A 23378-nucleotide genomic window follows, 5' to 3' on the forward strand; every position below is an offset into this window, starting at 1 on the left:
GACCACGCCAGAAGGGGCGGCGAACCGCCCCTTCTGGCGTAGGATTTCGGCTCTGTATTAACTGAAGGCCCCCCTCTCCCTCCGTCATGCTCGGGCTTGACCCGAGCATCCACGTCTGGGGCCGCAACTTGTCGACACGCGGCCGCAAAGATGGCGGCTGGATGCTCGGGTCAAGCCCGAGCATGACGGTGGAGAGGATGCCTCTATTCCGGCGCTCTAGCGGCTACCTACAAGCCGCGTAGCAACATCGAGCAGAACATTGGCTCCTGCGACGAGGTCGGCCGGATCCGTATGTTCGCGCGGATTGTGGCTGATCCCGTCACGGCTCGGAACGAAGATCATCGCCGCCGGCGCGATGCGCGCGATCATCTGGGCGTCGTGGCCGGCGCCGGAGGTCATCCGCCGGCTCCTCAACCCACGGGCCGTCGCCGAAACTTCGATCGCCTCGACGATCGCGCTGTCGAAGATGACCGGCTCGAACCGGGCGAGACGCTCGACAGATATCTTCACATGCTCCTCCTGCTCAAGGCGGCGGAGAAAGTCGGAAAGCGCCGCCTCAAGCATCCGCAGGCGATCCTCGTCCGGGTCGCGCAGGTCGACGGTAAAGACCGCACGCGAAGGAATGACGTTGATCGCGTTCGGCTCGAAGCGCATGGTCCCGATCGTCGCCACGCTCGGCGCGTTCGAGCGCGCGATGTGCTCGCGCAGGAACAGGCCGACACGCGCGGCCGCAAGGCCGGCATCGCAGCGCATCGCCATCGGCGTCGTGCCGGCATGATTGGCAACCCCGTCGATCGTGACGCGCTGCCAGGAGATGCCCTGCAGGTTTTCGACGGCGCCGATCGTTGTCGCCTCGCGCTCCAACACCGGTCCCTGCTCAATGTGCAGTTCGACATAGGCATGGGGTTTCAAGGAGCCGGGCTCGACGCTGCCGGCGTAGCCGATGCGCACGAGTTCCGATCCGAGCGTCGTGCCATCAGTCCCGAGGGTCGCAAGGGCCGCCTCAACCGCAAGACCGCCGACATGGACCAGCGACCCCAGCATATCGGGTGCGTAGCGGACGCCCTCTTCGTTGGTAAAGGCCGCCACAACGATCGGGCGTTCCGATATAGACCCCTGCTCCTTCAGGGTCTCGATGACTTCAAGCGCGGCAAGCACGCCGTAGCAGCCATCGTAGATGCCGGCATTGATCACCGTGTCGATATGGGAACCGAGCATAAGCGGTAGTTGCTCGGCGTTATCCCGATTGGACCAGATGCCGAAAATGTTGCCGATGCGGTCGACAGCGACATCCAGCCCCGCCGTCTCGATCCAGCCGACCAGACGGTCCCGCCCCAGCTTTTCCGCGTCGGACGCTGCAAGCCGTGTCAACTGGTCCCGATCGTCGCGCCCGATCGCGCCGAGTTCGCCGATGCGCGCAAGCAGGCGCTCGGCATTGATGGAAGGATGAGACATGACGGCGTCGCCTTCGATTGTGCTGATACGGGGCATCACGACAGTCATAACCCGGCATCCGGCGCGGCCAGTCGCTGCCGGGCAATTTCGGCGTGGAACCGGGCACCGAAGATCAATGCGTCGTCATTGAAGTCGTAATGCGGATTGTGCAGCGGCGCGGAATCCCTGCCGTTGCCGATAAAGGCAAAGCAGCCCGGCACATGCGCGAGAAACCGCGCAAAATCCTCCGAGCCGGTCATCGGCTCGGCGGCAACAGCGACGTTCTCCGCCCCGAACACCACGCCGGCCGCAGCGAATGCCTGATCGACGACAGCCGGATCATTGAGCAATGGCACGAATTCGCGCGTATAGTTCACATCGACCTCGCAGCCATAGGCATCCGCCGTCCCCTTGGCGATGGTGCGCATCTGCTGCTCGATCCTGGCGCTCACCTCGGGTCGAAAGCTGCGGGCATCGCCGAGAATGCGTGCCAGACCGGGCAAGGCGTTGCGCGTGCCGTCCGTGACCAATTCGGTCACGGAGACAACGGCGATATCCGTCGGCGACAGGCGACGCGAGACGATCGTCTGCAGACTGACGACCGTGGCACAGGCAGCGACCAGCGTCTCATTCCCCCAATGGGGGCGGGCGGCATGGCCGCCGACGCCTTTGAGCGTGATCTCGAAATTGTCCTCAGCCGACATGATGGCGCCCACACGTGTCTCGAATTTTCCGACCGGCAGGCCCGGCATATTGTGCAGGCCATAGATCTCGTCAAAGGGAAAGCGCTCCAGCAGGCCATCGGCAAGCATGGCAAGAGCACCCTTCCCCCATTCTTCAGCAGGCTGGAAAACAAAGCGCACCGTCCCATCGAAGCCGCCCTCCTCGGCCAGCAGCTTCGCCGCGCCGAGCAGCATTGCCGTATGGCCGTCATGGCCGCAGGCATGCATCGTACCGGGCTGGGTGGAGCAATAGGAAGCCGTGCCCTGTTCCGCAATGCGCAACGCATCCATATCGGCCCGCAGCGCTATGGCGCGGTTTCCCGTTCCACGCCGCAGCGTGCCGACCACCCCGGTGCCACCGATGCCTTCGGTGACCTCGTCCAGGCCGAACTCCCGCAGCTTGGCGGAAACAAAGGCGGCCGTTCGTTTCTCTTCGAAGCCGAATTCCGGATGGGCATGCAGGTCATGACGCCACGCCCTCATCTCCGCCACAAGCTTGTCGACATCCGTGCTTGCCATCCGCGTCACACCCCCTCCGCGTTCAAAGCCCCGGCGACGTGCACCGGTGCGAGACCAACCAGTTCTTCGTAGCGCTCAGGATCCGTGGCGCCTTCCGTATTGATCACCAGGATCCGCGAATTGGCATCAAGGCCGAGGGCAGCACGCTTGTTCGGATCTCCAGCGACTGCGACAAGGCCGGCCAGCCCGACGCCGCCGCTTTCGCCCGCAATGATTGCCGGATCGCCGCCCGTTGGGCGGGCGAGGCGGTTCATGATCGATACGGCGTCCTCCTCGTCGACGGTCATGAAGGCGTCGGCGACGCGCGACAGGATGCGCCAGGCGACAAGCGAAGGCTCGTAACATTCGAGCATCGCCATGACGGTCGGCTCGCCATGCGCCACTTTCACCGGTCGCCCGGCCTTTGCGGTTTCGAGCAGGCAGGCCGCCCGGGCCGGCTCGACGACGACGAAGCGTGGCCGGTCGCGGCCGTAGCGCAGCGCCATATGGCCAGCCGTTGCCGCGGCGATACCGCCGACGCCGGCCTGGACAAAGACATGGGTCGGCCGTACGCCGACCTCCCGCAGGGCCTCGCACAGGAGTGCCGTATAGCCCTGCATGACCAGGCCGGGAATGTACTCGTATCCCGGCCAGGACGTGTCCGAGACGACCGTCCAGCCGCGCTCTGCGCAGACCTTCGCCGCAAACTCGACCGAGTCGTCATAGGTTCCTTCGACCCGGACGATCTCGGCGCCGTAATGCGCGATCGCCTCTATGCGTTTCTGGCTGACGCCGGAATGTACGAAGATCACCGACTTCGCCCCGACGAGCTGTGCCCCCATTGCCACCGATCGACCATGATTGCCGTCCGTGGCGCAGCCGAACGTCATCTCGCGGGCGACCGCACGAACGTCCGGGCGCGCGAGATCGTCGATGTCGACGTCAAGGCCGGTCTGCTTTCGAGCCTCGTCGAGCACCAGCCGGATCACCGCATAGGATCCGCCGAGCGCCTTGAAGCTGCCGAGCCCGAGCCGATGGCCCTCGTCCTTGACGAAGATCGCGCCGACCCCAAGCTCGCCTGCAAGCGCCGGCAAGGAATGAAGCGGCGTCGGCCGGTGGTCGTCGCGGCGGGAAAGCTGACGCTCGACCTCGGCAGCCGCCGGTATCGAAAGTATCTCGGCATCTTCCGGCAGCAGCGACGATCCGAAATCGGCATGGTGGTTGCGAATGAGCATGTCGGCAATCTCCCTGTTCGATGAAGTTATATTTCACTGCACGAGAGAAATGCGCTCTAAATGGCGACTTCGAATGCAAGTTTGTAAACAATGACGAGGAGACGATGGCCGCTTCAAAGACCGCACCGGCAGAGCTCGATCGCTTCGATCTGGCAATCCTTTCAATCCTGCAGAAGGACAACACGACGCCGCAGCGGCAGATCGGTGAGGCCGTCAACCTGTCCGCCCCGGCCGTGCAACGGCGGATCAAGCGCATGGAAGAAACCGGCGTCATCCGCAGCAATGTGGCGGTGATCGACCCGGCCCGCGTCAACCAGGCCCTGACGATCCTTGTCGAAGTGGAGGTGGAAAGCGAGCAGATCGACCTGCTCGACGCCGCCAAGGCGGCGTTTTCGGCCGCTCCCGAGGTACAGCAATGCTACTACGTCACGGGCGATGTGGACTTCATGCTGGTCGTGATCGTGCCGACGATGGGCGATTACGAGGCCTTCACTCGGCGCATGTTCTTCGGCAACCCCAACATCCGGCGCTTTAGAACCTTCGTGACCATGGATCGCGTCAAGGTCGGCCTTTCCGTGCCGGTGGAGAGGCCGCGTTGAACACTATTGCCGGCCGGCAAGCGCCTTCTTCTCCGCGTCAGCCTCCAATGGAGCACCGGCACCGATCGATGTCAGATAGGCGTCGACGGTTTCAAGCGACGAGGCCGGCGCGAAACCTTCGCCGCTTTCCGGCATCACGATAGCCAGTTGCGTCTGCCAGCCTCCGGCATTCCGGCAGGCGAACGGCCCCGGCACGCCGCTCGTCCTCGGAATGAGCCGCCAAATCACTCAATCTCCAACATTGAACATTTCGGCCGCGTCGGGCAGTACGGTGTCCGAGTGCAAGAGCAATCGCACGGCGTCCTGCAGGATGAGAGGAGGAGACATCTGTGAGGCGAGCTCGATGACCCGCGCCTGCAGTTTCTGCACCATTTCGGGGTTCTGATCGGCAAGGTTTGTGGTCTCGGACGTATCCTTCGAAAGATCGAAGAGTTCGACTTTCGGCGGCAACGTCGTCTTCCACACAAGCTTCCAATCGCCCTGGCGCACGGCGGCCGTCATTGGTTCGATGTTGTAGACGATCTCGGTGCGTGGCGATGGCTTTCCTTCGCCAAGCATCGGCCACATGTCCATCCCGTCCAGCGGCTTATTCTTGCCGAGCTCAGCGCCGGCCAGAGCCGCCAAGGTCGGGTACATGTCAACGACATGCATCATTCCGTCGGCAGTGCCAGGCTCGATCTTTCCCGGCCAGTTGACCAGGCCAACGACGCGCGTACCTCCTTCATAGGTCGTCCCCTTGCCCTCCCGGTAAGGACCGTTGTCGGCCGGAAGCTTGCCCTTGACATCGCTTTCCCCCGCAAAGAAAGCATTGACCACGCCGCCATTGTCGCTGTGAAAGAGAATGAGCGTATTCTCGCGCATGCCGCGCGTTTCGAGAGCATCGACGACTCTGCCGATGCCATCGTCCATCACCGAGATCATCGCTGCATAGTTTCGCCGGCTCTCGTCGGTGATATGGCTGTTGCGTTCAAGATATTCCTTCGGCGCCTGGAAGGGCGTATGCGGCGACGTGAAGGCCAGATACAGGAACAAAGGTTTTGACTGATCGTGCTCGTTGATCACTCGCACGGCTTCGCTAGCGAAGAGGATGTTGTCGAACCCTTCCTCCTCGAGAGCGCCGTTGTTCCGGTACCAGTCGGCATTACCGTTTGCCGACTTGTGCGTGAAGTGATCGATCTCGCCAAGCAGAGCACCATAGAATGAATCGAATCCGCGCTGGCGCGGCCAGAACGCCGCCTTCGCGTGGCCGAGGTGCCACTTGCCGCTCGCGGCGGTGGCATAGCCTGCCTCCTTCAGTAGTTCCGGCAAGAGATAGTCGTCGAGCGCCAGACCGTAGGTACCGCCCTGGGGAATGACGGCGGTTTGCATGCCGTAGCGGAACGGGTAGCGGCCCGTCATGAACGCTGCCCGGGTGGGCGTGCACATGGGCTGGGCGTAGTATTGCTCAAGCCGGGCGCCTTTCTCCGCCAGTTCGTCGATGTTTGGCGTCTTTATGTCAGAGCCGTGAAATCCGACATCCTTCCAGCCCAAATCGTCGGCCAGGATGAAAACAATATTGGGCTTGGCCGACTGTGCCAACGCGGCAGTTCCGGAAGCAAGCGCGGCGGCCAATCCGCGCACACCAATCCTGCCAGCGAGTTGCGCCGCCGCCAGCGAGCCGCCAGTCGTGAGCATTGCCCGTCGCGTAAACCCCTTTGGGCCGATATGACCGGCCTTGTTATCAGCGTTCTTGTCCATCAGTCCTGTCTCCCCCTTGCTCAGCGGTTTGTCCGGCATTTCGCGCAAGAACAGTTCGTTGATGATTGTCACCGGTCAACGTATAGCTGTACCAATACCCAAAGTAGAAATTCCGGGCTGGCGAACATCCAAAATGCCCCTCGCCCCTATCTCTGTATCAATGTCCCTGTGCTACCCGGCACACACGCCCCGACCTTCGCAGGCTAGCATGTTGCGGCGGCGCCTGAAATGAAGGCGAGGGCCGGCAATCTTTCCTCAGTACTTGTTCGACATCAGCTCCCATCCGAACCAACCGGGCATCAGGTCTTGGCATTGTCTATCCGATTTGCGCAAAAGGCGAGTGCATGAGCTCTCAGGTTTCTGGGGTCTCGGACAGATCGGCAAAGCTGTCACCACGCAACTTTCAGATGTAGCGTCACGCGTACCATTACAGATCGATATCCTTTCCAATGGGCGCGATCTTTCCAATGGGCGGTCGATGTAACGGCGATTAACTGTCATGACCAAGCGCTCGACGATCTGCCAAGTCCCCATGATGGTGCCCAACATTCTGATCATTCCGAAGGGGGCGGAAATCGTAGCCAGTGTCAGACCAACACTTTGCTACTCGACCGTTGTCATTTCTACCGAGCGGTGGCTTGAAATCGAGGCCGTGTCCGCCAAGCCGCCGTCCGGGTATGCGGTTCGACTTCCTCTCTCTACACTCAAATGCGACGTTAGGCGCCTTCTGCTTCGCGTTCGTGATTTGATCCCCCTTAGCGTTGGATAGCGGGAAACCAACGCTATGTCCTCCAGACGATATCGTTGCCGAGCGCTGCGAACACTGCCTCTTCGCTGACGGTGCCCGTGGCGCCGAGGACCAATGCGCCGGCAAGCGCCACCGGCGTTTCCGGAAGATCGAAGATCGTCCAGCAGACAAGTGTTGTCGCAAACACCATCAGCGCCACGCGCATCGGCATGGTCAGCCCATCGGCTGCAAGAAAGATCAGGATCGCCTCGAAGGTGAGCAGCATCGACCCGGTCAACAGCCGCACCTGGCGCAGCGGCATCTGACCGCCGAAATCGCCCACTTCGTTGTCGGAAGAGATGACGATGTCCTTGCCCGGTGCAAGTGCTCGAACGCTGGTCATGATGGCCCAATCCTTTGCTTCTTCTCGACCGGTTCGTGGCGAATGTCGCCTGTGTCATCCGGTCGTTGCGTTTTCTCGATGGGGCATAACGGCAGCCGTCGCGGTTTATTCCCGACGACGGTTCGAAAGCACCGAATTTGTCGGCGTCGGTTGCCCGGGAGCGCGGCTCGACAGATCCCGCGGCTGCCTTTGGAACCATGGCGAAAGGCCAGCTCGTCATGGAGCGGGTGGCGGGAGCCGGCCTTGCCGCTCTCCCGCCGATCTCGGGCGTGCCCTGTTACGCGCCCTTGCGCGCGACGACGGGCACGTAATGTTCGAGTTCCGGCGCCGGGAACTGCAAGGTGGCGTTGATCTCGGCGGAGCGATAGAGCCCCATCAGCATCTCGACCACGGCAAGACCATCCTCGAAGGTCTCGAGCGGCTTCTCGCCCTTGCGGAAGCATTCGACCATGTGGCGGTTTTCGTCGGTATAACCGTAGACGCCGGCCTCGTCCTCGAGCACCGGCATCAGGCCCTGCTCGGCATTCTGCTTCTCGACAAGATCCTCGCCTTCCGAACCTGTGACCTCGCGAGACATGAAGATCTTCAGACCGGTACTCAGCGAATTGTATTCGAGCGCATATTCCGGGCCGAGCAATTCGAGCTGGATGCGCAGGCCGGCGCCCACATAGGCCCAGGAGGTCGTCGCCTCGATCATCAGTTCGTTGCCGTCCTGGTCCTCGAGCGTCACCGTCGCGCGCGCAAAGTCTTCCGAAGGACGGTTGCGATAGTCGACGTCGTTGCCGAAACGCTTGCGCAACTGTTCGGCATAGTTGGGGCGCGTCCACTTCAGGTTGGCGACGGTGCCGTTGACGGCCTTGATCTTCAGCGAATTGCGCGGCGCACCGGGCGCAGTCAGCAGATAGCGCGCCACCTCGACGCTGTGGCACATCATGTCGGAGAGAACGCCGCCGCCCTGCTTGTCGCCCTGCCAGAACCAGGGCTCGTGCGGGCCGGAATGCTCCTCTGCCGCCCGGGCGAGATAGGGCCTGCCGGTGGTGGATGCGGCGCGACGCCAGATAATCTCCTTGCCGCGCAATACCGGCGTGCAGAACACCTGGTTTTCGAGATAGCCGTGGTTGAGGCCGGCATCCTCGGCCAGCGTCAGCATCTCGCGGGCTTCCGCCACCGTGCGCGCCAACGGCTTCTCGCAGGCGACCGCAAACACCTTGCTCCGACCGGATTTGATTGCCCCGTGCAGCGAGCGCATGACCTCGAGGCGCGTATAGTTCGGCGAAAGGATCCAGATCGCGTCGACGTCATCGGCGACAAGCAGCGCTTCCAGGCTCTCATGCGTGCGGCAGATGCCGAGCCCGAGTGCTTCCACTTCGCGCGCAAATTTCTCGCGGTTTTCCGCCTTGCGGCTGAAGGCACCCGTCACCTCGACGTTGCGCACGCCGATCATCGACTTCAGGTGGAAATGGGCGATGAAGCCGGTTCCGACGAATCCCACGCGCAGCGTCTGCTTCGGTAGCTGTGTCATTCTCTTCTCCCAGATTTTCGGCTGGAGCATGATGCCGAAAAGTGTAGGCGGTTTTCGGTCGACATCATGCTCGACTTAAAAGTGACGTGGCGAGGCGGTGCTGGCCCGGATGCTCAAGGCCGTCGGCAGCACGATGGGCGCGGCAAGGGCCACCTCCTCGCCAGAAAGGATGCGCAGCAACAACGACATTGCCGTTCGGCCGATGTCGGCGCGCGGCTGGTTGACGGTGGTCAGGGGCGGATAGAAGGCCTTGCTCAGGTAGAGATCGTCGAAACCGACGACCGAAACGTCACCCGGCACGTCGCGACCGAGGCGACGCAACTCGTGAATGGCGCCATAGGCCATTTCGTCGTTCGCGGCGAAAAGCGCCGTCGGCGGTTCGGATAGGGCAAACAGTTGACCGCAGCAGAGCTGGCCGGTTTCGAGCAGGTAGTCGCCGCGGACCTCGTAGCCGTCCGGGATCGCAAGGCCGGCATCGTGCATGGCGGCGCGATAGCCGTCGCGGCGGTGAATGGCCATGACCTCGGGCAGCGGCCCGGCGATATGGGCGATCCTGCGGTGGCCAAGCGCGATCAGATGCTCGACTGCGGCCTTCGCGGCAGCAAGGTTGTCGACCTGCACATGCGGCAGCCCCGCGGCCTCGATCATTTCCAGTGCGACGACGACAGGCAGGCGCGCAAGGTCGACACCAGCATCATGCCCCGCCGGCGGCAGCTTGCCGGTCATCAGGATCATGCCATCGGCATGACCGTCGCGCAGCATGTTGAAATATTCCGTCTCGCGATCCGGGTCATTCTCGGTGTTGCCCATCAGCACGGAATAGCCGGCCTCGCGCGCCGTCGCCTCGACGCCCTTGAGAATGTCGAGATAGAACGGGTTGCCGACGTCGCGCACGACCAGCAGCACCGACATCGACTTGCGGGTGCGCAGGTTGCGCGCGCTGACATTCGGCCGATAGTTGAGTTCACGGGCAAGAGCATGGATGCGCTGGCGCGTCTCGGCCGTTACCAGGCCGGAATCGCTCAGCGCCCGCGACACGGTTGCAACCGAAACGCCGGCCCGCTCGGCGATATCCTTGATCTTCGGCCGCTCGCTCATGCGCGCATCGCCCTTCCCCGTCCATAGAACAGCATCAGCAGTAGCAACGTCGCGCCGAACACCATCTGGCGGCCGGATTCGTCGATGTTGACGGTGGTCAGGATGCCCTGGAGGATCACCAGCAACAGCGCGCCGGCCATGGTGCCGGTGTACCCGCCCTTGCCGCCGGCAAGCGACGTTCCGCCGAAGACGACAGCGATGATCGAGGAGAGCATGTATTGCTCGCCGACATTGGCAAAGGACGAGCCGGAATAGCCGAGCAGGCATAGGCCGGCGACGGCCGCAAACATGCCGGAGATCATGAACAGCCCGATGCGCATGCGCCGCACCGGCACGCCGGCCATATAGGCCGCATGCTCGTTGGAACCGATCGCATAGATGCGGTGGCCGAAGACGGTACGGCTGAGCATGAAGGCCATGAACAGGCCGATGGCGATCCAGAGCCAGATGATGCCTGGAATGCCGAGCACCAGCGGCTGCGTGACGAAGGCGGAGAGACCAGGCGCTGCACGCCCGGAGGGAATGCCGTTGCGGATGACGACGAGCAGGCCCTGGAGCACGCCGAGCATGCCGAGCGTCATCACCAGCGGCGGGATGCGCAGCAGCGTGACGCCAAGCCCGTTCAGGAGGCCGAAGAAGGCACCGGCCGCAAGGCAGGCAAGGACCGCCGGCAGGATGCCGCCGTCAGCGCCGTTCATGACATTGCCGGCAATGATCGCCGACAGGGAAACGACGCCGCCAACCGAAAGATCGATGCCTTCGCGGCCACCGAGGATGACGACATTCTGGCCGGCAGCGACAATGCCGAGCAGCGAAGCAACGATCAGCAGGCGCAGGATCTGGTCGGCCGAGGCAAAGCCCGGCGACAGGCCCTCGCCGAGATAGAGCAGCGCGACGATCAACAGCAGCGCGATGACCAGCGGCTTCTTGAGGAAGGAAATGGCGACGTTCATGCGCGTGCCCTCCGGCCGGCAAGCACGCCTGCCATCAAGACGAAAAGGATGGCGAGGCCCTGGACGAAGTTCTGCCACTCCGACGGCGTGCCCATGAAGAAGACGAGCGAATTGACGAGACCGATCGTCAGCGCGCCGAGCAGCGAGCCGACCACGGTCGTCCAGCCGCCCGCAAGCGCGCTGCCCCCGAGCACGACGGCCGCGACGCTGTAGAGCGTCATCTTGCCGCCGACCAGCGGGTCGCCGCTGGCGGTGTCGCCGGTCAGGCAGAACGCTGCGAGCGCCGAAAACAGACCGCACAGCGCATAACCCTTGATGCGGATCAGAACCACGGGAAGGCCGGTCTGGTAGGCCGCCTGCTGGTCGTCGCCGACGGCCAGAAGCTGGGTGACGAGACGGGTGCGCGACAACAGGAAGAGCAGAAGGGCGAGTGCTGCAAGGACATAGAAGACAAAGGGAAGGCCGAGCAACCGGCCACCATAGGTGCGCCAGAACAGTGCCGGGGCCGGTGTGCCGGCCACCGGCATGACATAGAGCGCAACGCCGGTGAAGAAGATGCTGGTCGCAAAGGTGGCGACAATCGCCTGCAATCGCAGCGCTGCGACGACGATGCCGTTGATCACGCCGCAGACGAGTCCGAGCAGAACGCCTAATAGCATGGCGCCGACAACGGCGCCGGCGCCGCCACCCCATTTCTCCATCAGCACGACAATCGCGACATTGACGAGCGACAGCGTCGCACCGGCCGAAAGGTCGATGTCCCCGGCCGAGACGACATAGGTCTGGGCGATCGCCAGCATGATCAGCGCCATGTAGGTGCTGAGGAGGCCCGTCAACGAGCGGTAGCCGAGGCTGTTCGGCGAGAACGCGCCGTTCAGCGCCAGAAGCGCGACGACGATGATCAGCGCCGGCAGGAACGGATAGCGTTCAAGCCACAGCTTCAGGCCGCCAGCGTGCGAAGATAGAGTTTCTGTCGTGGTCGGTGTCATCACGCGGCCTCGTATGCAGCCTGGTAGAGATTGTAGCGGGTGCGATCCTCGCCGGTGAGCTCGCGCGTCACCGACCCGCCGTTGAAGACGAGGATGCGGTTGGCGTTCCCAAGCAATTCGGCGTCCTCCGAGGAGTAGAGCAGAATGCCGAGCCCGTCTGCCGCCAGCTGGCGAATGAGGGCGAAGAGATCGGCCTTGGCCGAGAGGTCGATGCCCTTGGTCGGATCGTCGAGCAGCAACACATCCGGCCGGTCGATCAGCCAGCGGGCAATGATCACCTTCTGCTGGTTGCCGCCGGAAAGCGAGTTGATCGGATGCAGGAGACTCGCGAACTTCGTGTGCATGACTGCGAGCGCCGGCATCGCCTTTTCCTTAAGGCTTCGCGGATGCGCAATCATCAGCCGATCGCGCAGGTAGTGGATGGGCGTCACATTCTCGATGATCGGCCTGCCGACAATGACACCGTCGCGACCGCGGTCGCCCGAGACATAGGCGCAGCCGCGCCGGATGGCGTCGCGCGGGCTCCTGGCATCGAAATGATCGCCACCGATGCGGATCCCGCCAGATGTTATGGCACCTGCGCCGAAGATTGCACGCAACATCGCCGATTGCCCCTGGCCGTGTAGGCCGCCGAGACCGAGGATCTCGCCCTTGGCGACCTCGAAGCTGACATTGCGGAAACCGGCACCGGAAAGCTTGTCGACGGTCATGGCGGCACCGGTGGCAAAGCTCGCCACGGCAGGCGCGGACGACCGCGAAGCCGGCATGTCGCCAGCGCCGCCCACCATCAGCCGGATGACCGCCGCAGGATCGGTCTCGTTCAGGTTGAGCGTCTTGATCGTCTCGCCATCGCGGATGATCGTCACCCGATCGCCAATCGCGGTGATCTCGTCCATGCGGTGCGAAATGAAGATGATGCCGCGGCCGTCGCGCTTCAGCCCGCGCAGAATATCGAAGAAGCGGTCGACCTGCGCCCGATCGAGTGCCGAGGTCGGCTCATCGAAGATCAGGATCGGGGCTTCGCTGGCCAGTGCCTTCATGATCTCGACAAGCTGTCGCTGATCGGCACGCAGATTGCCGACGAGCGTCTCGGCCGCAAATCCGTCACCGAAAACTCCAGAGAAAAGGTCGATGTAGCGCGCGGCGCGCGCCTTCAGGGCGGCACGGTCGATGAAGAGCCCGGCTTTCACCGGCAGCATGGCCAGGCAGATGTTCTCCTCGACCGAGCGGTTCCCGGCCAGGCTGAGCTCCTGGTAGAAGATGCCAATGCCCTGCGCACGCGCCGATTGCGGACCGGAAATCGTAACCGGCCGGCCGTCGATGAGGATCTCCCCGCCATCGGGCCGCACGCTGCCGGCAATGATCTTGCACAATGTGCTCTTGCCCGAGCCGTTCGAGCCCATGAGCACATGAACTTCGCCGGCGGCGATCTCGAGGTCGCCGCGGCGCAAAGCCAGGGTGGCGCCGTAAGCCTTGCTTACGCCGTTCAGTTTGAGTTTCGACATGGGGTGTCGTCCGTAAAATCGGGTCCGGGGCGCCGAGCGGATGACGACATCCGCTCGGCTCAAGCGCTTACTTGAAGAGCGCTTCGGCGTCTTCGATCGAAAGAGCGCTGGTGTAGGAATAGTAGCCGGGCTTGCCGTCGACCTGCTTGGCGGCGTCCGCCAGGTTTTTCGAGTCGATGAACGGGATCGGCAGGTACATGGCGTTCTTGTACTGGCCAGCCGTCGCCGGCTCCTTCAGTTCCTTGCCCTGCAGCATGAGGACAGCGACGTTGAGCGCGCTTGCCATGACGCCGGGCGGATTGACGGTCGCGCCGGAGTTCAGCTTGTCCTTGCTCCAGAGATCGATGAAGTCCTTGCGGATCTCGCCGGTTGCAGCGATCTGGCCCGTCTTGCCTGCATCCATGATCGACTTCCAGGCGCCGGCAGCCATGCCGTCCTGGACGACGACGCCGTTGACATCAGGGTAGGTCGCCAGGATGTTCTGCATGGCCTGCTGGCCCTGCGCCTGATCCCAGTTGGCGTTGACCTCGTTGACCACCTGGATATCCGGGTAGTCCTTGAAGACCTGCTTGTAGCCGGCGACGCGCATCTCGTTTGCCGGGTGGCCCGCGACGCCGTTGATGGCGACGACCTTGCCCTTGCCGCCGAGCGTTTCGGCAAGCCACTTGGCGCCGGCCGCACCCCACGCCGTCTGGTCGATACCAACATAGGTCGCATCCGGCGACGAGACTTCGGCATCGGTGGCGATCACCAGAATGCCGGCTTCCTTCGCCTGCGCGAAGATCGGGTCGAAGGCCGTCGGGCTGTTGGGGTTGACGATGATGGCGTTGACGCCCTCGGCAATGAAGTTGCGCACATGGGCGATCTGCCCGGGCACATCCACATTGGCGCTCTGGACGGAGACTTCGACGTCGACGCCCTTTTCCTTCCATTTTTCCGCAGCCGCCTTGGCCTCATCGATCATCTGCGTGCGCCACTCGCTGCCGACCCAACCATTGGACAGACCAATCTTGAAGGTCTCTGCATTGGCGAGCGAAGCGGAGATGGCAATGGATGCGACGGTGCCGAGTGCTATGGCGATAAGCTTCTTCATAAGATCCTCCCAAAATCTTGCGAGGGCTATGAAGCCAGAAAATGTAATCGATTTCAATGCTGATTTTCAGTGATTTCTGAAGGGTTTTTCAGATCTACATATCGAATCTGCAAATGCCCGGAGTTGGCCGGGCCGATCGGCGGGTTTGCTGGGGAAAGCTGGCGCTTTCCCTGTCGCTCGCCCCGACTTGGTCGGATGTGGCCTTGGCCATCGAGGCTGCACATGCAAAAGCCAGGACAAAGCGAAAGCGCGATTCGCATCCGCACTCGACCCGAGCAGGACTGTGACGATGAAATGACAAAACGCGACGAGCGGCTTTGCGAAGGCCGCCTTCAGCTCGGTGGCTGTTGCTGGAACGGCAACACTTCGTTGCTCGCCGACCGGCTAGCCGGAATTTGCCCTCACCCCATAGTGTGAAATCTGGGCAAAGAACAACAACTGGTCCCCAACCAGAGGAGAACATCATGACCGGAAAACCCGGAGCCGCCACGGGCGGGCTCTATCTGCACATCCTTGTGCTCGCGATCGTCATCGCCTGCGAGCTGATCGGCATCCAACGCCTGTCGATCGGCCTCGGCACCGTGATCTTCCTGCCGATCCTTTACGCCTTCGCGCTCGGCATCCTGCTCAATCCCGCCATTTTCAAGGCAAGCGCCAAGTTCCTTTCCAAGGATGCGGTCAAGCTCTCCGGCGCCATGATCACCATTGCGATCATGCCCTTCATCGCCAAGTTCGGCACGACGGTCGGACCGCAGATCTCCAAGATCATCGAGGCCGGACCGGCGCTCGTGCTGCAGGAAATCGGCAATCTCGGCACGATCCTCATCGCCTTCCCGGTCGCCGTGTTCCTTCTGAAGATGGGCCGCGAAGCCGTCGGCGCCACCTACTCGATCGACCGCGAGCCTAACCTCGCGCTGATCGCCGACAAATACGGCCTCAACTCGCCGGAAGGCGCTGGCGCCATGGGCGTCTATGCCACCGGCACGCTGATCGGCACATTCGTCTTTGCCATCATGCCGCCGCTCGTCCATGGTCTCGGCATCTTCGACGTGCGCGCGCTCGCCATGTCCTGTGGCGTCGGCTCGGGCTCGATGCTTGCCGCCTGTACTGGCGGTCTCGTCGCCGTCGTTCCTGACCAGAAGGACATCATCCTGGCGCTGGCCGCAGCCAGCAACATCCTGACCTACGCGACCGGCCTTTATGTCGGCATGTTCGTCGCCCTGCCGCTGACGGAATGGCTTTACAACAAAGCCCGCCCGTCCGAACGCGCAACAGCCTGATCGGGGAGACCGGAACAATGGCCAACCAAATCAACACCACCGCAAATCTTGCCGACGACCTGCCGCTGAATGCGGAAGACGAGCGCAAGATCGATCTCGTCCGCCACTCCGGACTGCTGCTGATTGCCTGCGCGATCGGCCTGGTCGCCAACTGGGTCGGAACGGGAACCTCGCCGCTCGTCGCCCTGCCTGGCATGGCGGTACTCTATGTCGCCTGCATCATCGGCCTCGGCTTTGCACGCTTCGTGCCTTTCTATCTGCCAAGCGTCGCCTGGGTCTCGCTGATCGCGATCCTGATCACTATCCCCGGCGTCCCGGGCGCTGCCTGGGTCAGCGAACAGGTCGAACACCTGAACTTCCTGGCGCTCGCCACGCCGGCGCTCGCCTATGGCGGCCTTGCACTGACGGCCAGCGAATTTGCGATCGCCCGCCGCTCGGGCTGGAAGATCGTGATCGTGGCGATCTGCGTGATGATCGGAACCTATATGGGCTCCGTCGTCGTCGCCGATCTGTTCCTGAGGCTCGGCCAGTAGGATAGAATAGAACAGAACCGGGCCGGCCGCCTTTGCGGCCGGCCCTCAATTTGCAGATACAGGATGAATGAGATGTGCCGCCACGACATCAGCCCCGACCGCATCGCGGAAACGATCGCCTGGCGCCACCATCTGCACGCCCATCCGGAGCTCGCCTTCGAGGAACGGGAAACGTCAGCCTTCATCGCCGGCAGGCTCACTGAGTGGGGCATCGCCGTCAAAGGCGGCTATGGCGGCACCGGCCTCATTGGCACGCTCTCGCGTGGTACCTCGCCCCGAACCATCGCCATCCGCGCCGACATGGACGCGCTGCCGATCGTCGAGGCAAGCGGCGTCGCCTACGCGTCGAAAACCCCGGGCAAGATGCATGCCTGCGGCCATGACGGCCACGTCTCGATGCTTCTCGCCGCCGCGCGACAGGCCTGCGAGATCGATTTCGACGGGACGGTCCACTTCATCTTCCAGCCGGCCGAAGAAGCCGAGGGCGGCGCGCGCGCCATGGTTGCCGACGGTCTGTTCCGTGACTTTCCAGCCGACGCCGTCTATGCGCTGCACAATTGGCCGGCACTCGACGTCGGCTCCTGCGTTGCCCGCGACGAAGCGATGATGGCCGCCTTCGGCGTGTTCGAAATCCGTGTTACCGGCAGGGGCGCCCACGGCGCCATGCCGCATGAGGGCGCCGATCCACTGGTTGCCGCAGCCCAGATCGTTTCAGCGCTGCAGACGATTGCCAGCCGCAACGTCTCGCCTCTCGACGCAGCCGTGGTCTCTGTGACCCAGATCCACGGCGGCGACGCCTGGAACGTCATCCCGCAGGATGCCGTCATTCGCGGCACCACACGCTGGTTCGCGAAAGAGGTCGGCGACATCCTCGAAAAGCGCATGCGGACGCTGACGGCGGCCATCGCCGAAGGTCTCGGCTGCAGCGCCGATCTCGACTATCAATATCGCTACCCCGCCACGATCAATGATGCGGCGTCGGCGGCCTTCGTGCGTTCGGTCGCAGCCCAAGACAACGCGCTTTCGGTCGTCGATGCCGCGCCCAGCATGGCCGCGGAAGATTTTGCCTTCATGTTGGAGGAACGCCCCGGCTGCTACCTCTGGCTTGGCGCCCGCCGCGACGGCGCCAATCCCGGCCTGCATTCGCCGCACTACGACTTCAACGATGCGATCATCGCGCAAGGTGTCAACCTCTGGACACGACTGATCGCGACCTCTCTTGGTCGTTGACCTCAAACGATTTCCATCGCAACCATGACCGCCATGGACGTGCTCGACGCGAAAGCGCTCAAGATTTTTATGGCAGTCGCCCGTATCGGTTCGATCCGCGGCGCTGCCGAACATATGGGGTTGGCGCCATCGGTCGTCAGCCGCCAGATCGCCGACACCGAACGCGAGATCGGCCTGGCGCTGTTCGAGCGCACCGCGCGCGGCACAGTGTTGACGGATGCCGGCGAACTCGTTCTCGAACACGGCAAACGAGTCGTGGAAGACAACGGCCTGCTTGCCGAACAGCTCGACCAGATCCGCGGTGTACAGCAGACGCGCATCCGCATTCGCTGCGGCGAAGGCTTCATGGCCGATCTTGTCGAACACGGGCTGTCGTCCTTCTCCAAGGCGCATTCCTATGTCCGCTACATCGTCGAACTCGGCAGCACCGAGGACGTGGTCGATGCCATCGCCAACAGCGACGCGGATATCGGCATCGCTTACACGCCGTTGACCGATCCGCGCATCCGGGCGCTGGCGATCGCCCGGCAGCCGCTTTGCGTCATCGTGCCGAACGGGCACGCCCTCTCCAACCGTACCGATCTGAAACTGGCGGACTGTCTGACCGCGCCCTCAGCCCTGCTCGGCAAGGGCAATGGCGTGACCCAGCTCGTCGCCCGCGTCGCCGCCGACGCCGGCATGGCGCTGGCGCCGTTGCTCGAAACCCACTCGATCGAAGTGCTGCGCCGCTTCGTCGCCTCCGGTCTTGGCGTCACCTTCCTGCCCCGCGCCGCCGTCTCCGGCGAAATCGGTCGCGGCATCATGCAGGCAGTCGACCTCGAAGATCCGCTGCTGCGCGAGGCGAGTGCCCATCTGATGGTGCGGGCCCATCGCCGTTTGCCGCTCTCGGTGGAAAAACTCGGCCAGCATCTCGCGCTGGAAATGCAGTCTTTTCGAGACTGACGCTTCCCAAACGGGCTTACAAGTGGGGCCACTTCTGCACTCAGCTTCGCCGACCGGAAACCTTTGACCAAGCGGACGGACCGGACCCCACTCCTCATCCGGTTTATGGGTTCACGGCCTAGATCATCGCCTTGGGCAGGGCCGCCGCCAGTGCATCGGCTGCAAGGCGGACTTTCAGCGGCAAATGCGGCGTGCGCAGCCACAGGGCATAGTTGTCGAACACATATTCAGGCTCGCCTTGCAAAACTTCGACAAGGACACCAGCCTTGATGCGATGGCGAACGAGCCATGACGGCAGCCACACCAGCCCCATCCCGGCGGTCGCCGCATCGGCGATGGCCTCGAGGTCGTCGAGGCGCATCCGATTGGCGGGCGTCACTTCCCGTGCCGGCTGGCCGTCCCGCGGGAACAGCCAGGGATGCACCCATCCCGGTCGATTATACGTCACTGCATGATGGCCACTCAGGTCGTCGATCTGCCTTGGGGCGCCGTATTTCGCGACATAGGACGGCGATGCGCAAACGACCATGCTGTGGCTGGCGAGGCGACGGGCGATGAGGCCGGACCGGTCCTCCAGAGTGCCGGTGCGGATGGCAAGGTCGTAGCCATCCTCGGCGAGATCGACGATGCGATCGCCGAACGAGAGCTCGAGCTCGAGCCTTGGGTATTTCCGCGCGAACTCCATGAGGATGGGTGCGACGCACCGCCGGCCGAGCAGAGCCGGCATGGTGACGCGCAGCCGGCCACGCGGCTCGGAAAGCTGGTCGGCCGCAAGTGCATCCGCCGCTTCCGCTTCCGCAAGGATAACGCGGCAGCGGTCATAATAGGCGCGTCCGAATTCGGTCAGGCTCTGTCGGCGGGTCGTGCGGTTGATCAGACGCACGCCGAGCCGTTCTTCCAGAAACCGGACATGTTTGCCGACCATCGGCCCGGAAAGATCGAGAGCGACCGATGCGGCTGCAAACGAGCCGAGATCCACGGCTTTGACGAACACCGCCATGCTCGTAAGGCGATCCATATTCGAAACTCCTGGTTCCTGCTACTCTGCCAAATCCGTCATTTATCGAAAAGAAGCGGACGCGCATAGCTTATTCAGTTCAATCAATACGGAGTTTACGGCTGATGGCACGCGTCGTTCGTTTTCATGAGCATGGTGGTCCCGAGGTATTGCGCATCGAGGATCGGGATGTTGCCGCCCCCGGCCCCGGCGAGGTCCGCATTCGCGTCAAGGCGCTCGGCCTCAATCGCGCCGAGGCGCTGCTGCGCTCGGGCCGGTATATCGAGACGCCGACGCTGCCTTCCGGTCTCGGCCTTGAGGCTGCAGGCCCCATCGAGGCGGTCGGCGACGGGGTCGACGACCTCAAGCCCGGTGACGCCGTCAGCGTCATCCCACCGATATCAATGGTCCGTTGGCCGGCCTATGGCGAGCTTGCCACCTTCCCTGCTTCCCAGGTCGTCAAACACCCGCCGACGCTCGGTTGGGAAGCGGCCGCAGCGGTCTGGATGCAGTATCTGACGGCCTATGGCGCCCTGATCGACATCGCCAAGCTCGGTAAGGGGGATATGGTCGTGATCACCGCAGCCTCGAGCAGCGTCGGACTGGCGGCCATCCAGATCGCCAACATGGTCGGCGCAACGGCGATCGCGGTCACGCGGACCTCCGCCAAGAAGCAGGCCCTGCTCGATTTCGGCGCCGCGCATGTGGTCGCCTCAACCGAGGAAGACCTAGAAGCCCGATTGAAGGAGATTGCCGGCCCGCAAGGAATCCGTGTGGTGTTTGACCCCATAGGCGGGCCGATATTCGAGCCGTTGACGGCGGCAATGTCGCGTGGCGGCATCCTGATCGAGTATGGCGGCCTCAGCCCCGAACCCACGCCTTTTCCGCTGTTTGCCGTCCTCAGCAAGACGTTGACGTTGCGAGGCTACCTCGTCCACGAGATCATTGCCGATCCCCAGCGATTGCAGGCGGCCAAGACCTTCATTCTCGACGGCCTCGCCTCGGGCTCGTTGCAGCCGACGATCGCAAGGACCTTTCCGTTCGAGCAGATCGTCGAGGCGCATCGCTATCTCGAGACGAACGAACAATTCGGCAAGATCGTCGTGACGGTCTGACGGTAATGCGTAAAACAAAGAGATCGAGCGTTGCTGCGACTTTATCTAAACCGGAAACACGCGATGCCTCGGGTCGGTCTCCGGCGAAACACCGACGTTGCGGAGCAAGCAACGCAGTGTACCGGACCCGCCGTCTACCCGCCCCGGATACCCCGTGCCACCTTCACAGCACCAAAACAAACGCTGAGGGTGACACCGGACATGACGACGAAAGAGACAGCGATAGGCGTGGTCGGGCTTGGAGCCATGGGGCTCGGAATGGCGACCACGCTCGCAAGCCACGGCTTTGCCGTGAAGGGCTTCGACCTCTCCGACAGCAGACGCAGACTGGCTGGCGAAGGCGGCGTGACGGCTTGCGAAACGCTCTGCGATGTCTTCGTCGATACCGGTTTCATCGTCTTCTCGCTGCCGACGGCCAAGGACGTCGCAGCCGTCGTCGAAGCCAATCTCGACGCCCTGAAGGGTGCCAAGGAGCGTGTCGTCATCATCGACACCTCCACGTCTGAGCCCGACGTTTCGCGCGATCTCGCCGCCGGCTTGAATGCGCTTGGCCATGGTTTCCTCGATGCACCCGTTTCCGGTGGGCCGGCGGGAGCGGCAAGCGGCAAGCTGACGATGATGATCGGCGGCAGCGACGCCGATGTCGCGCGTGCGGCAGAGGTGATCGATGCGATGTCGGCCAAGGCCCTGCATGTCGGACAGAGCGGCGCCGGCAATGTCGCCAAGCTCGTCAACAACCTGCTTGCGGCCGCCCACATGGTGACGACGGGCGAGGGCCTGAAGCTTGCGCTTTCGGCCGGGCTTGAGCCCGAACAGGCGCTGAAGGTGCTGAACGCCGCTTCGGGCAAGTCGATGATCAGCGAAGTGCATTTTCCGACATGGGTGATGAACGACCGCTTCGACAGCGGCTTCACCATGGGGCTGATGCGCAAGGACGTGCGGCTTGCAAGCGAGCTCGCCGCGCGCACCGGCGCAGCACTACCGCTTTCGGCCGCCGTCGCCCGGCTCTGGGCCGAAAGCCCGCTCGACAATGCCGACGATTTCACCCGCATGGGCGCCTTCCGCGCCGCGGCCAACGACAACTGACAAGACAAGGGGAAGACGATGAACGACATGACCATGCCGGCCGCCAAGGCCGAGCGCATCCGCACGCTGTTTCATGGTTTCCTGCCCGGCAGCGAGATCGGCAGCTATGTCGACGGCGCGCTGGTGGCGGGCTCCGGGCCTGAGCAGGATCTGACCGATCCGGCAACGGGCGAGGTTTTCGCGACGTTCAAGGACGCCGGCAACGACGTCATCGATGCGGCGATGGAAGCGGCGACGCGCGCCCAGCGCGAATGGATGGCGATGACGGCGTCGGCGCGTGGCCGCGTGATGAACGAGATCGCCCGCAAGATCCGCGAGCGCGCACCGGAACTGGCCGAGCTTGAAAGCCGCTCCGCCGGCCGGCCGATCCGCGACATCCGCGGCGAAGCGCTGCGTGTCGCCGAGATGTTCGAATATTATGCCGGCTGGTGCGACAAGCTGCACGGCGACGTCATTCCCGTGCCAACGTCGCACCTGAACTATATCAGGCACGAACCGGTCGGCGTCGTTGCGCAGATCACGCCCTGGAACGCACCTCTCTTCACCGGCGGCTGGCAGATCGCGCCGGCGATCTGCGCCGGCAACGGCGTCGTCATCAAGCCGTCGGAACTGACGCCGCTCAGCACGCTGGTCCTCGGCGCGCTTTGCGAAGCGGGCGGCGCACCGCGCGGCCTCGTCAACGTCATCGCCGGCCAGGGCCTGACCGCAGGCGCTGCCATGGTTGCCCACCCGAAAACGGCCCTCGTCGTCTTCGTCGGCTCTGCTGAGGCCGGCTCTGCCACTGCGGCCGCAGCTGCGAAAAATGTCGTCCCCTGCATTCTCGAACTCGGCGGCAAGTCCGGCAACATCGTCTTTGCCGACGCGGATCTCGACCGTGCGATCGTCGGTGCGCAGTCGGCCATCTTCTCGGGCGCCGGCCAAAGCTGCGTCGCCGGTTCCCGCCTCTTGATCCACCGCTCGGTGCACCAGCAATTCGTCGAGCGCTATGCCCGCGCCGCCGAGCGCATCCCCGTCGGCGATCCCTATCTCGACGCCACCCAGATCGGCCCGATCAACAATGCCCGTCAATGGGCAAAGATCGACGAGATGGTGCGCCAGGGCGTTGCCGAGGGCGCGACGCTTGCAACCGGCGGCACGAAACCGGAGGCGCTTTCCTCCTCCGGCGGCTTCTTCTTCGCCCCGACGATCCTCGACAACGTCAAACCCGACATGACCATCGCGCGCGAGGAGGTCTTCGGCCCGGTCGTCGGCGTCACCGTCTTTGAGGACGAGGACGAAGCCGTGGCGCTTGCCAACGACAACCCCTATGGCCTCGCCGGCGCGGTCTGGACAAAGGATGTCGGGCGCGCCCACCGCATGGCGGCGCGCGTACGCGCCGGCACGTTCTGGATCAATGGCTACAAGACGATCAGCGTCATGTCGCCCTTCGGCGGTTTCGGCCGCTCCGGCTATGGCCGCTCCAGCGGGCGGGATGCGCTTTTGGCCTATACGCAGACGAAAAGCGTATGGGTTGAGACATCAGAAAATCCGGCCGTCGTCTTCGGCTACGCCCCCGAGGCATGACGACAGTCTTTTTGCCGAACCAGACATCAACCGACCGCCAGGAGGGGACGGCCTGATTCCATGTTCAGGCCGTCGTCTTCGGTGCAACCTTGTGTTAGCCACAAATTATCAGGCGCG

21 protein-coding genes are annotated in these 23378 nt (G+C 63.3%); 8 read left to right on the forward strand and 13 right to left on the reverse strand.

The annotated features are described in order from the left end of the window. Positions 1-216 precede the first annotated feature (216 nt). From BC363_RS04795 to BC363_RS04805, 3 genes are read right to left on the reverse strand one after another with little or no spacing between them, the layout of a single operon-like run. Positions 217-1455 (reverse strand): Zn-dependent hydrolase, encoded by a 1239-nt coding sequence (locus BC363_RS04795; protein ID WP_065785853.1) that lies wholly within the window; start codon positions 1453-1455, stop codon positions 217-219. Positions 1456-1499: 44 nt separating this feature from the next. Beyond that, positions 1500-2675: a M20 aminoacylase family protein gene (locus BC363_RS04800; protein WP_065785764.1), complete on the reverse strand. Its 1176-nt coding sequence runs from the start codon at positions 2673-2675 to the stop codon at positions 1500-1502. 5 nt (positions 2676-2680) lie between these two features. Beyond that, positions 2681-3889 (reverse strand): diaminopropionate ammonia-lyase, encoded by a 1209-nt coding sequence (locus BC363_RS04805; RefSeq protein WP_065785765.1) that lies wholly within the window; start codon positions 3887-3889, stop codon positions 2681-2683. Positions 3890-3993: 104 nt separating this feature from the next. Between BC363_RS04805 and BC363_RS04810 the strand changes: the two genes are divergently transcribed. After that, entirely contained in the window at positions 3994-4488 is a 495-nt protein-coding gene (locus BC363_RS04810; protein WP_065785766.1) for an Lrp/AsnC family transcriptional regulator, read from the forward strand. Positions 4489-4491: 3 nt separating this feature from the next. Here BC363_RS04810 and BC363_RS36285 read toward each other — a convergent pair whose 3' ends face one another. From BC363_RS36285 to BC363_RS04860, 9 genes are all read right to left on the reverse strand, one after another. Beyond that, positions 4492-4716 carry a hypothetical protein gene (locus tag BC363_RS36285; RefSeq protein WP_065785768.1) on the reverse strand — a complete coding sequence of 75 codons (225 nt, stop codon included), beginning with the start codon at positions 4714-4716 and terminating at the stop codon, positions 4492-4494. After that, positions 4717-6225 carry an arylsulfatase gene (locus tag BC363_RS04820; RefSeq protein ID WP_065785854.1) on the reverse strand — a complete coding sequence of 503 codons (1509 nt, stop codon included), beginning with the start codon at positions 6223-6225 and terminating at the stop codon, positions 4717-4719. Between the two features lie 782 nt (positions 6226-7007). Further along, positions 7008-7355: a hypothetical protein gene (locus BC363_RS04830; protein WP_065785770.1), complete on the reverse strand. Its 348-nt coding sequence runs from the start codon at positions 7353-7355 to the stop codon at positions 7008-7010. Between the two features lie 277 nt (positions 7356-7632). Next, complete coding sequence (locus BC363_RS04835) at positions 7633-8877, reverse strand: Gfo/Idh/MocA family oxidoreductase (RefSeq protein ID WP_065785772.1); 1245 nt, start codon at positions 8875-8877, stop codon at positions 7633-7635. A gap of 75 nt (positions 8878-8952) precedes the next feature. Continuing rightward, on the reverse strand, positions 8953-9975 hold the full coding sequence (locus tag BC363_RS04840) for a LacI family DNA-binding transcriptional regulator (RefSeq protein ID WP_065785774.1): 1023 nt from the start codon (positions 9973-9975) through the stop codon (positions 8953-8955). Continuing rightward, a complete protein-coding gene (locus tag BC363_RS04845; RefSeq protein ID WP_065785776.1) occupies positions 9972-10928 on the reverse strand; it encodes an ABC transporter permease in 957 nt (318 codons plus the stop codon). The genes BC363_RS04840 and BC363_RS04845 overlap by 4 nt, the downstream gene beginning before the upstream one ends. Then, on the reverse strand, positions 10925-11917 hold the full coding sequence (locus BC363_RS04850) for an ABC transporter permease (protein ID WP_065785778.1): 993 nt from the start codon (positions 11915-11917) through the stop codon (positions 10925-10927). Before BC363_RS04850 ends, BC363_RS04845 begins: the two co-directional genes overlap by 4 nt. Then, positions 11917-13422, reverse strand: coding sequence for a sugar ABC transporter ATP-binding protein (locus BC363_RS04855; protein WP_065785779.1), 1506 nt, complete (start codon positions 13420-13422; stop codon positions 11917-11919). The genes BC363_RS04850 and BC363_RS04855 overlap by 1 nt, the downstream gene beginning before the upstream one ends. 67 nt (positions 13423-13489) lie before the next feature. Continuing rightward, the gene (locus tag BC363_RS04860; protein ID WP_065785780.1) at positions 13490-14515 is read right to left on the reverse strand and encodes an ABC transporter substrate-binding protein; all 1026 of its coding nucleotides are present in this window, start codon (positions 14513-14515) and stop codon (positions 13490-13492) included. Between the two features lie 464 nt (positions 14516-14979). On the opposite strand from BC363_RS04860, the gene BC363_RS04865 reads away from it, so the two are divergent. From BC363_RS04865 to BC363_RS04880, 4 genes are all read left to right on the forward strand, one after another. Beyond that, positions 14980-15795 carry a DUF3100 domain-containing protein gene (locus BC363_RS04865; RefSeq protein WP_065785782.1) on the forward strand — a complete coding sequence of 272 codons (816 nt, stop codon included), beginning with the start codon at positions 14980-14982 and terminating at the stop codon, positions 15793-15795. A 17-nt stretch (positions 15796-15812) separates the two neighbouring features. Then, complete coding sequence (locus BC363_RS04870; RefSeq protein WP_065785784.1) at positions 15813-16328, forward strand: hypothetical protein; 516 nt, start codon at positions 15813-15815, stop codon at positions 16326-16328. A 72-nt stretch (positions 16329-16400) separates the two neighbouring features. Further along, positions 16401-17558, forward strand: a complete 1158-nt coding sequence (locus BC363_RS04875; protein WP_065785785.1) for a M20 aminoacylase family protein — start codon at positions 16401-16403, stop codon at positions 17556-17558. A 24-nt stretch (positions 17559-17582) separates the two neighbouring features. Then, entirely contained in the window at positions 17583-18500 is a 918-nt protein-coding gene (locus tag BC363_RS04880; RefSeq protein WP_244519801.1) for a LysR family transcriptional regulator, read from the forward strand. 118 nt (positions 18501-18618) lie between these two features. Here BC363_RS04880 and BC363_RS04885 read toward each other — a convergent pair whose 3' ends face one another. After that, the gene (locus BC363_RS04885; RefSeq protein WP_065785786.1) at positions 18619-19518 is read right to left on the reverse strand and encodes a LysR family transcriptional regulator; all 900 of its coding nucleotides are present in this window, start codon (positions 19516-19518) and stop codon (positions 18619-18621) included. Positions 19519-19622: 104 nt separating this feature from the next. On the opposite strand from BC363_RS04885, the gene BC363_RS04890 reads away from it, so the two are divergent. The 3 genes from BC363_RS04890 to BC363_RS04900 all read left to right on the forward strand — a co-directional run bounded on the left by BC363_RS04890 (position 19623) and on the right by BC363_RS04900 (position 23261). Continuing rightward, positions 19623-20612 (forward strand): zinc-dependent alcohol dehydrogenase family protein, encoded by a 990-nt coding sequence (locus BC363_RS04890; protein WP_065785787.1) that lies wholly within the window; start codon positions 19623-19625, stop codon positions 20610-20612. 201 nt (positions 20613-20813) lie between these two features. Then, positions 20814-21698: an NAD(P)-dependent oxidoreductase gene (locus tag BC363_RS04895; RefSeq protein ID WP_065785788.1), complete on the forward strand. Its 885-nt coding sequence runs from the start codon at positions 20814-20816 to the stop codon at positions 21696-21698. Positions 21699-21731: 33 nt separating this feature from the next. Then, the gene (locus BC363_RS04900; protein ID WP_244519805.1) at positions 21732-23261 is read left to right on the forward strand and encodes an aldehyde dehydrogenase family protein; all 1530 of its coding nucleotides are present in this window, start codon (positions 21732-21734) and stop codon (positions 23259-23261) included. Positions 23262-23378: the final 117 nt, after the last annotated feature.

This window comes from Ensifer sp. LC384, from assembly GCF_001695865.1.
Classification (GTDB): Bacteria; Pseudomonadota; Alphaproteobacteria; order Rhizobiales; family Rhizobiaceae; genus Ensifer.

What these genes read in the sequence shown, in the direction of transcription:
- BC363_RS04795 (WP_065785853.1), bottom strand. Translation starts at nt 1,455, where the DNA reads ATGTCTCATCCTTCCATCAATGCCGAGCGCCTGCTTGCGCGCATCGGC.
- BC363_RS04800 (WP_065785764.1), bottom strand. Translation starts at nt 2,675, where the DNA reads ATGGCAAGCACGGATGTCGACAAGCTTGTGGCGGAGATGAGGGCGTGG.
- BC363_RS04805 (WP_065785765.1), bottom strand. Translation starts at nt 3,889, where the DNA reads ATGCTCATTCGCAACCACCATGCCGATTTCGGATCGTCGCTGCTGCCG.
- BC363_RS04810 (WP_065785766.1), top strand. Translation starts at nt 3,994, where the DNA reads ATGGCCGCTTCAAAGACCGCACCGGCAGAGCTCGATCGCTTCGATCTG.
- BC363_RS04820 (WP_065785854.1), bottom strand. Translation starts at nt 6,225, where the DNA reads ATGGACAAGAACGCTGATAACAAGGCCGGTCATATCGGCCCAAAGGGG.
- BC363_RS04830 (WP_065785770.1), bottom strand. Translation starts at nt 7,355, where the DNA reads ATGACCAGCGTTCGAGCACTTGCACCGGGCAAGGACATCGTCATCTCT.
- BC363_RS04835 (WP_065785772.1), bottom strand. Translation starts at nt 8,877, where the DNA reads ATGACACAGCTACCGAAGCAGACGCTGCGCGTGGGATTCGTCGGAACC.
- BC363_RS04840 (WP_065785774.1), bottom strand. Translation starts at nt 9,975, where the DNA reads ATGAGCGAGCGGCCGAAGATCAAGGATATCGCCGAGCGGGCCGGCGTT.
- BC363_RS04845 (WP_065785776.1), bottom strand. Translation starts at nt 10,928, where the DNA reads ATGAACGTCGCCATTTCCTTCCTCAAGAAGCCGCTGGTCATCGCGCTG.
- BC363_RS04850 (WP_065785778.1), bottom strand. Translation starts at nt 11,917, where the DNA reads ATGACACCGACCACGACAGAAACTCTATCTTCGCACGCTGGCGGCCTG.
- BC363_RS04855 (WP_065785779.1), bottom strand. Translation starts at nt 13,422, where the DNA reads ATGTCGAAACTCAAACTGAACGGCGTAAGCAAGGCTTACGGCGCCACC.
- BC363_RS04860 (WP_065785780.1), bottom strand. Translation starts at nt 14,515, where the DNA reads ATGAAGAAGCTTATCGCCATAGCACTCGGCACCGTCGCATCCATTGCC.
- BC363_RS04865 (WP_065785782.1), top strand. Translation starts at nt 14,980, where the DNA reads ATGACCGGAAAACCCGGAGCCGCCACGGGCGGGCTCTATCTGCACATC.
- BC363_RS04870 (WP_065785784.1), top strand. Translation starts at nt 15,813, where the DNA reads ATGGCCAACCAAATCAACACCACCGCAAATCTTGCCGACGACCTGCCG.
- BC363_RS04875 (WP_065785785.1), top strand. Translation starts at nt 16,401, where the DNA reads ATGTGCCGCCACGACATCAGCCCCGACCGCATCGCGGAAACGATCGCC.
- BC363_RS04880 (WP_244519801.1), top strand. Translation starts at nt 17,583, where the DNA reads ATGACCGCCATGGACGTGCTCGACGCGAAAGCGCTCAAGATTTTTATG.
- BC363_RS04885 (WP_065785786.1), bottom strand. Translation starts at nt 19,518, where the DNA reads ATGGATCGCCTTACGAGCATGGCGGTGTTCGTCAAAGCCGTGGATCTC.
- BC363_RS04890 (WP_065785787.1), top strand. Translation starts at nt 19,623, where the DNA reads ATGGCACGCGTCGTTCGTTTTCATGAGCATGGTGGTCCCGAGGTATTG.
- BC363_RS04895 (WP_065785788.1), top strand. Translation starts at nt 20,814, where the DNA reads ATGACGACGAAAGAGACAGCGATAGGCGTGGTCGGGCTTGGAGCCATG.
- BC363_RS04900 (WP_244519805.1), top strand. Translation starts at nt 21,732, where the DNA reads ATGCCGGCCGCCAAGGCCGAGCGCATCCGCACGCTGTTTCATGGTTTC.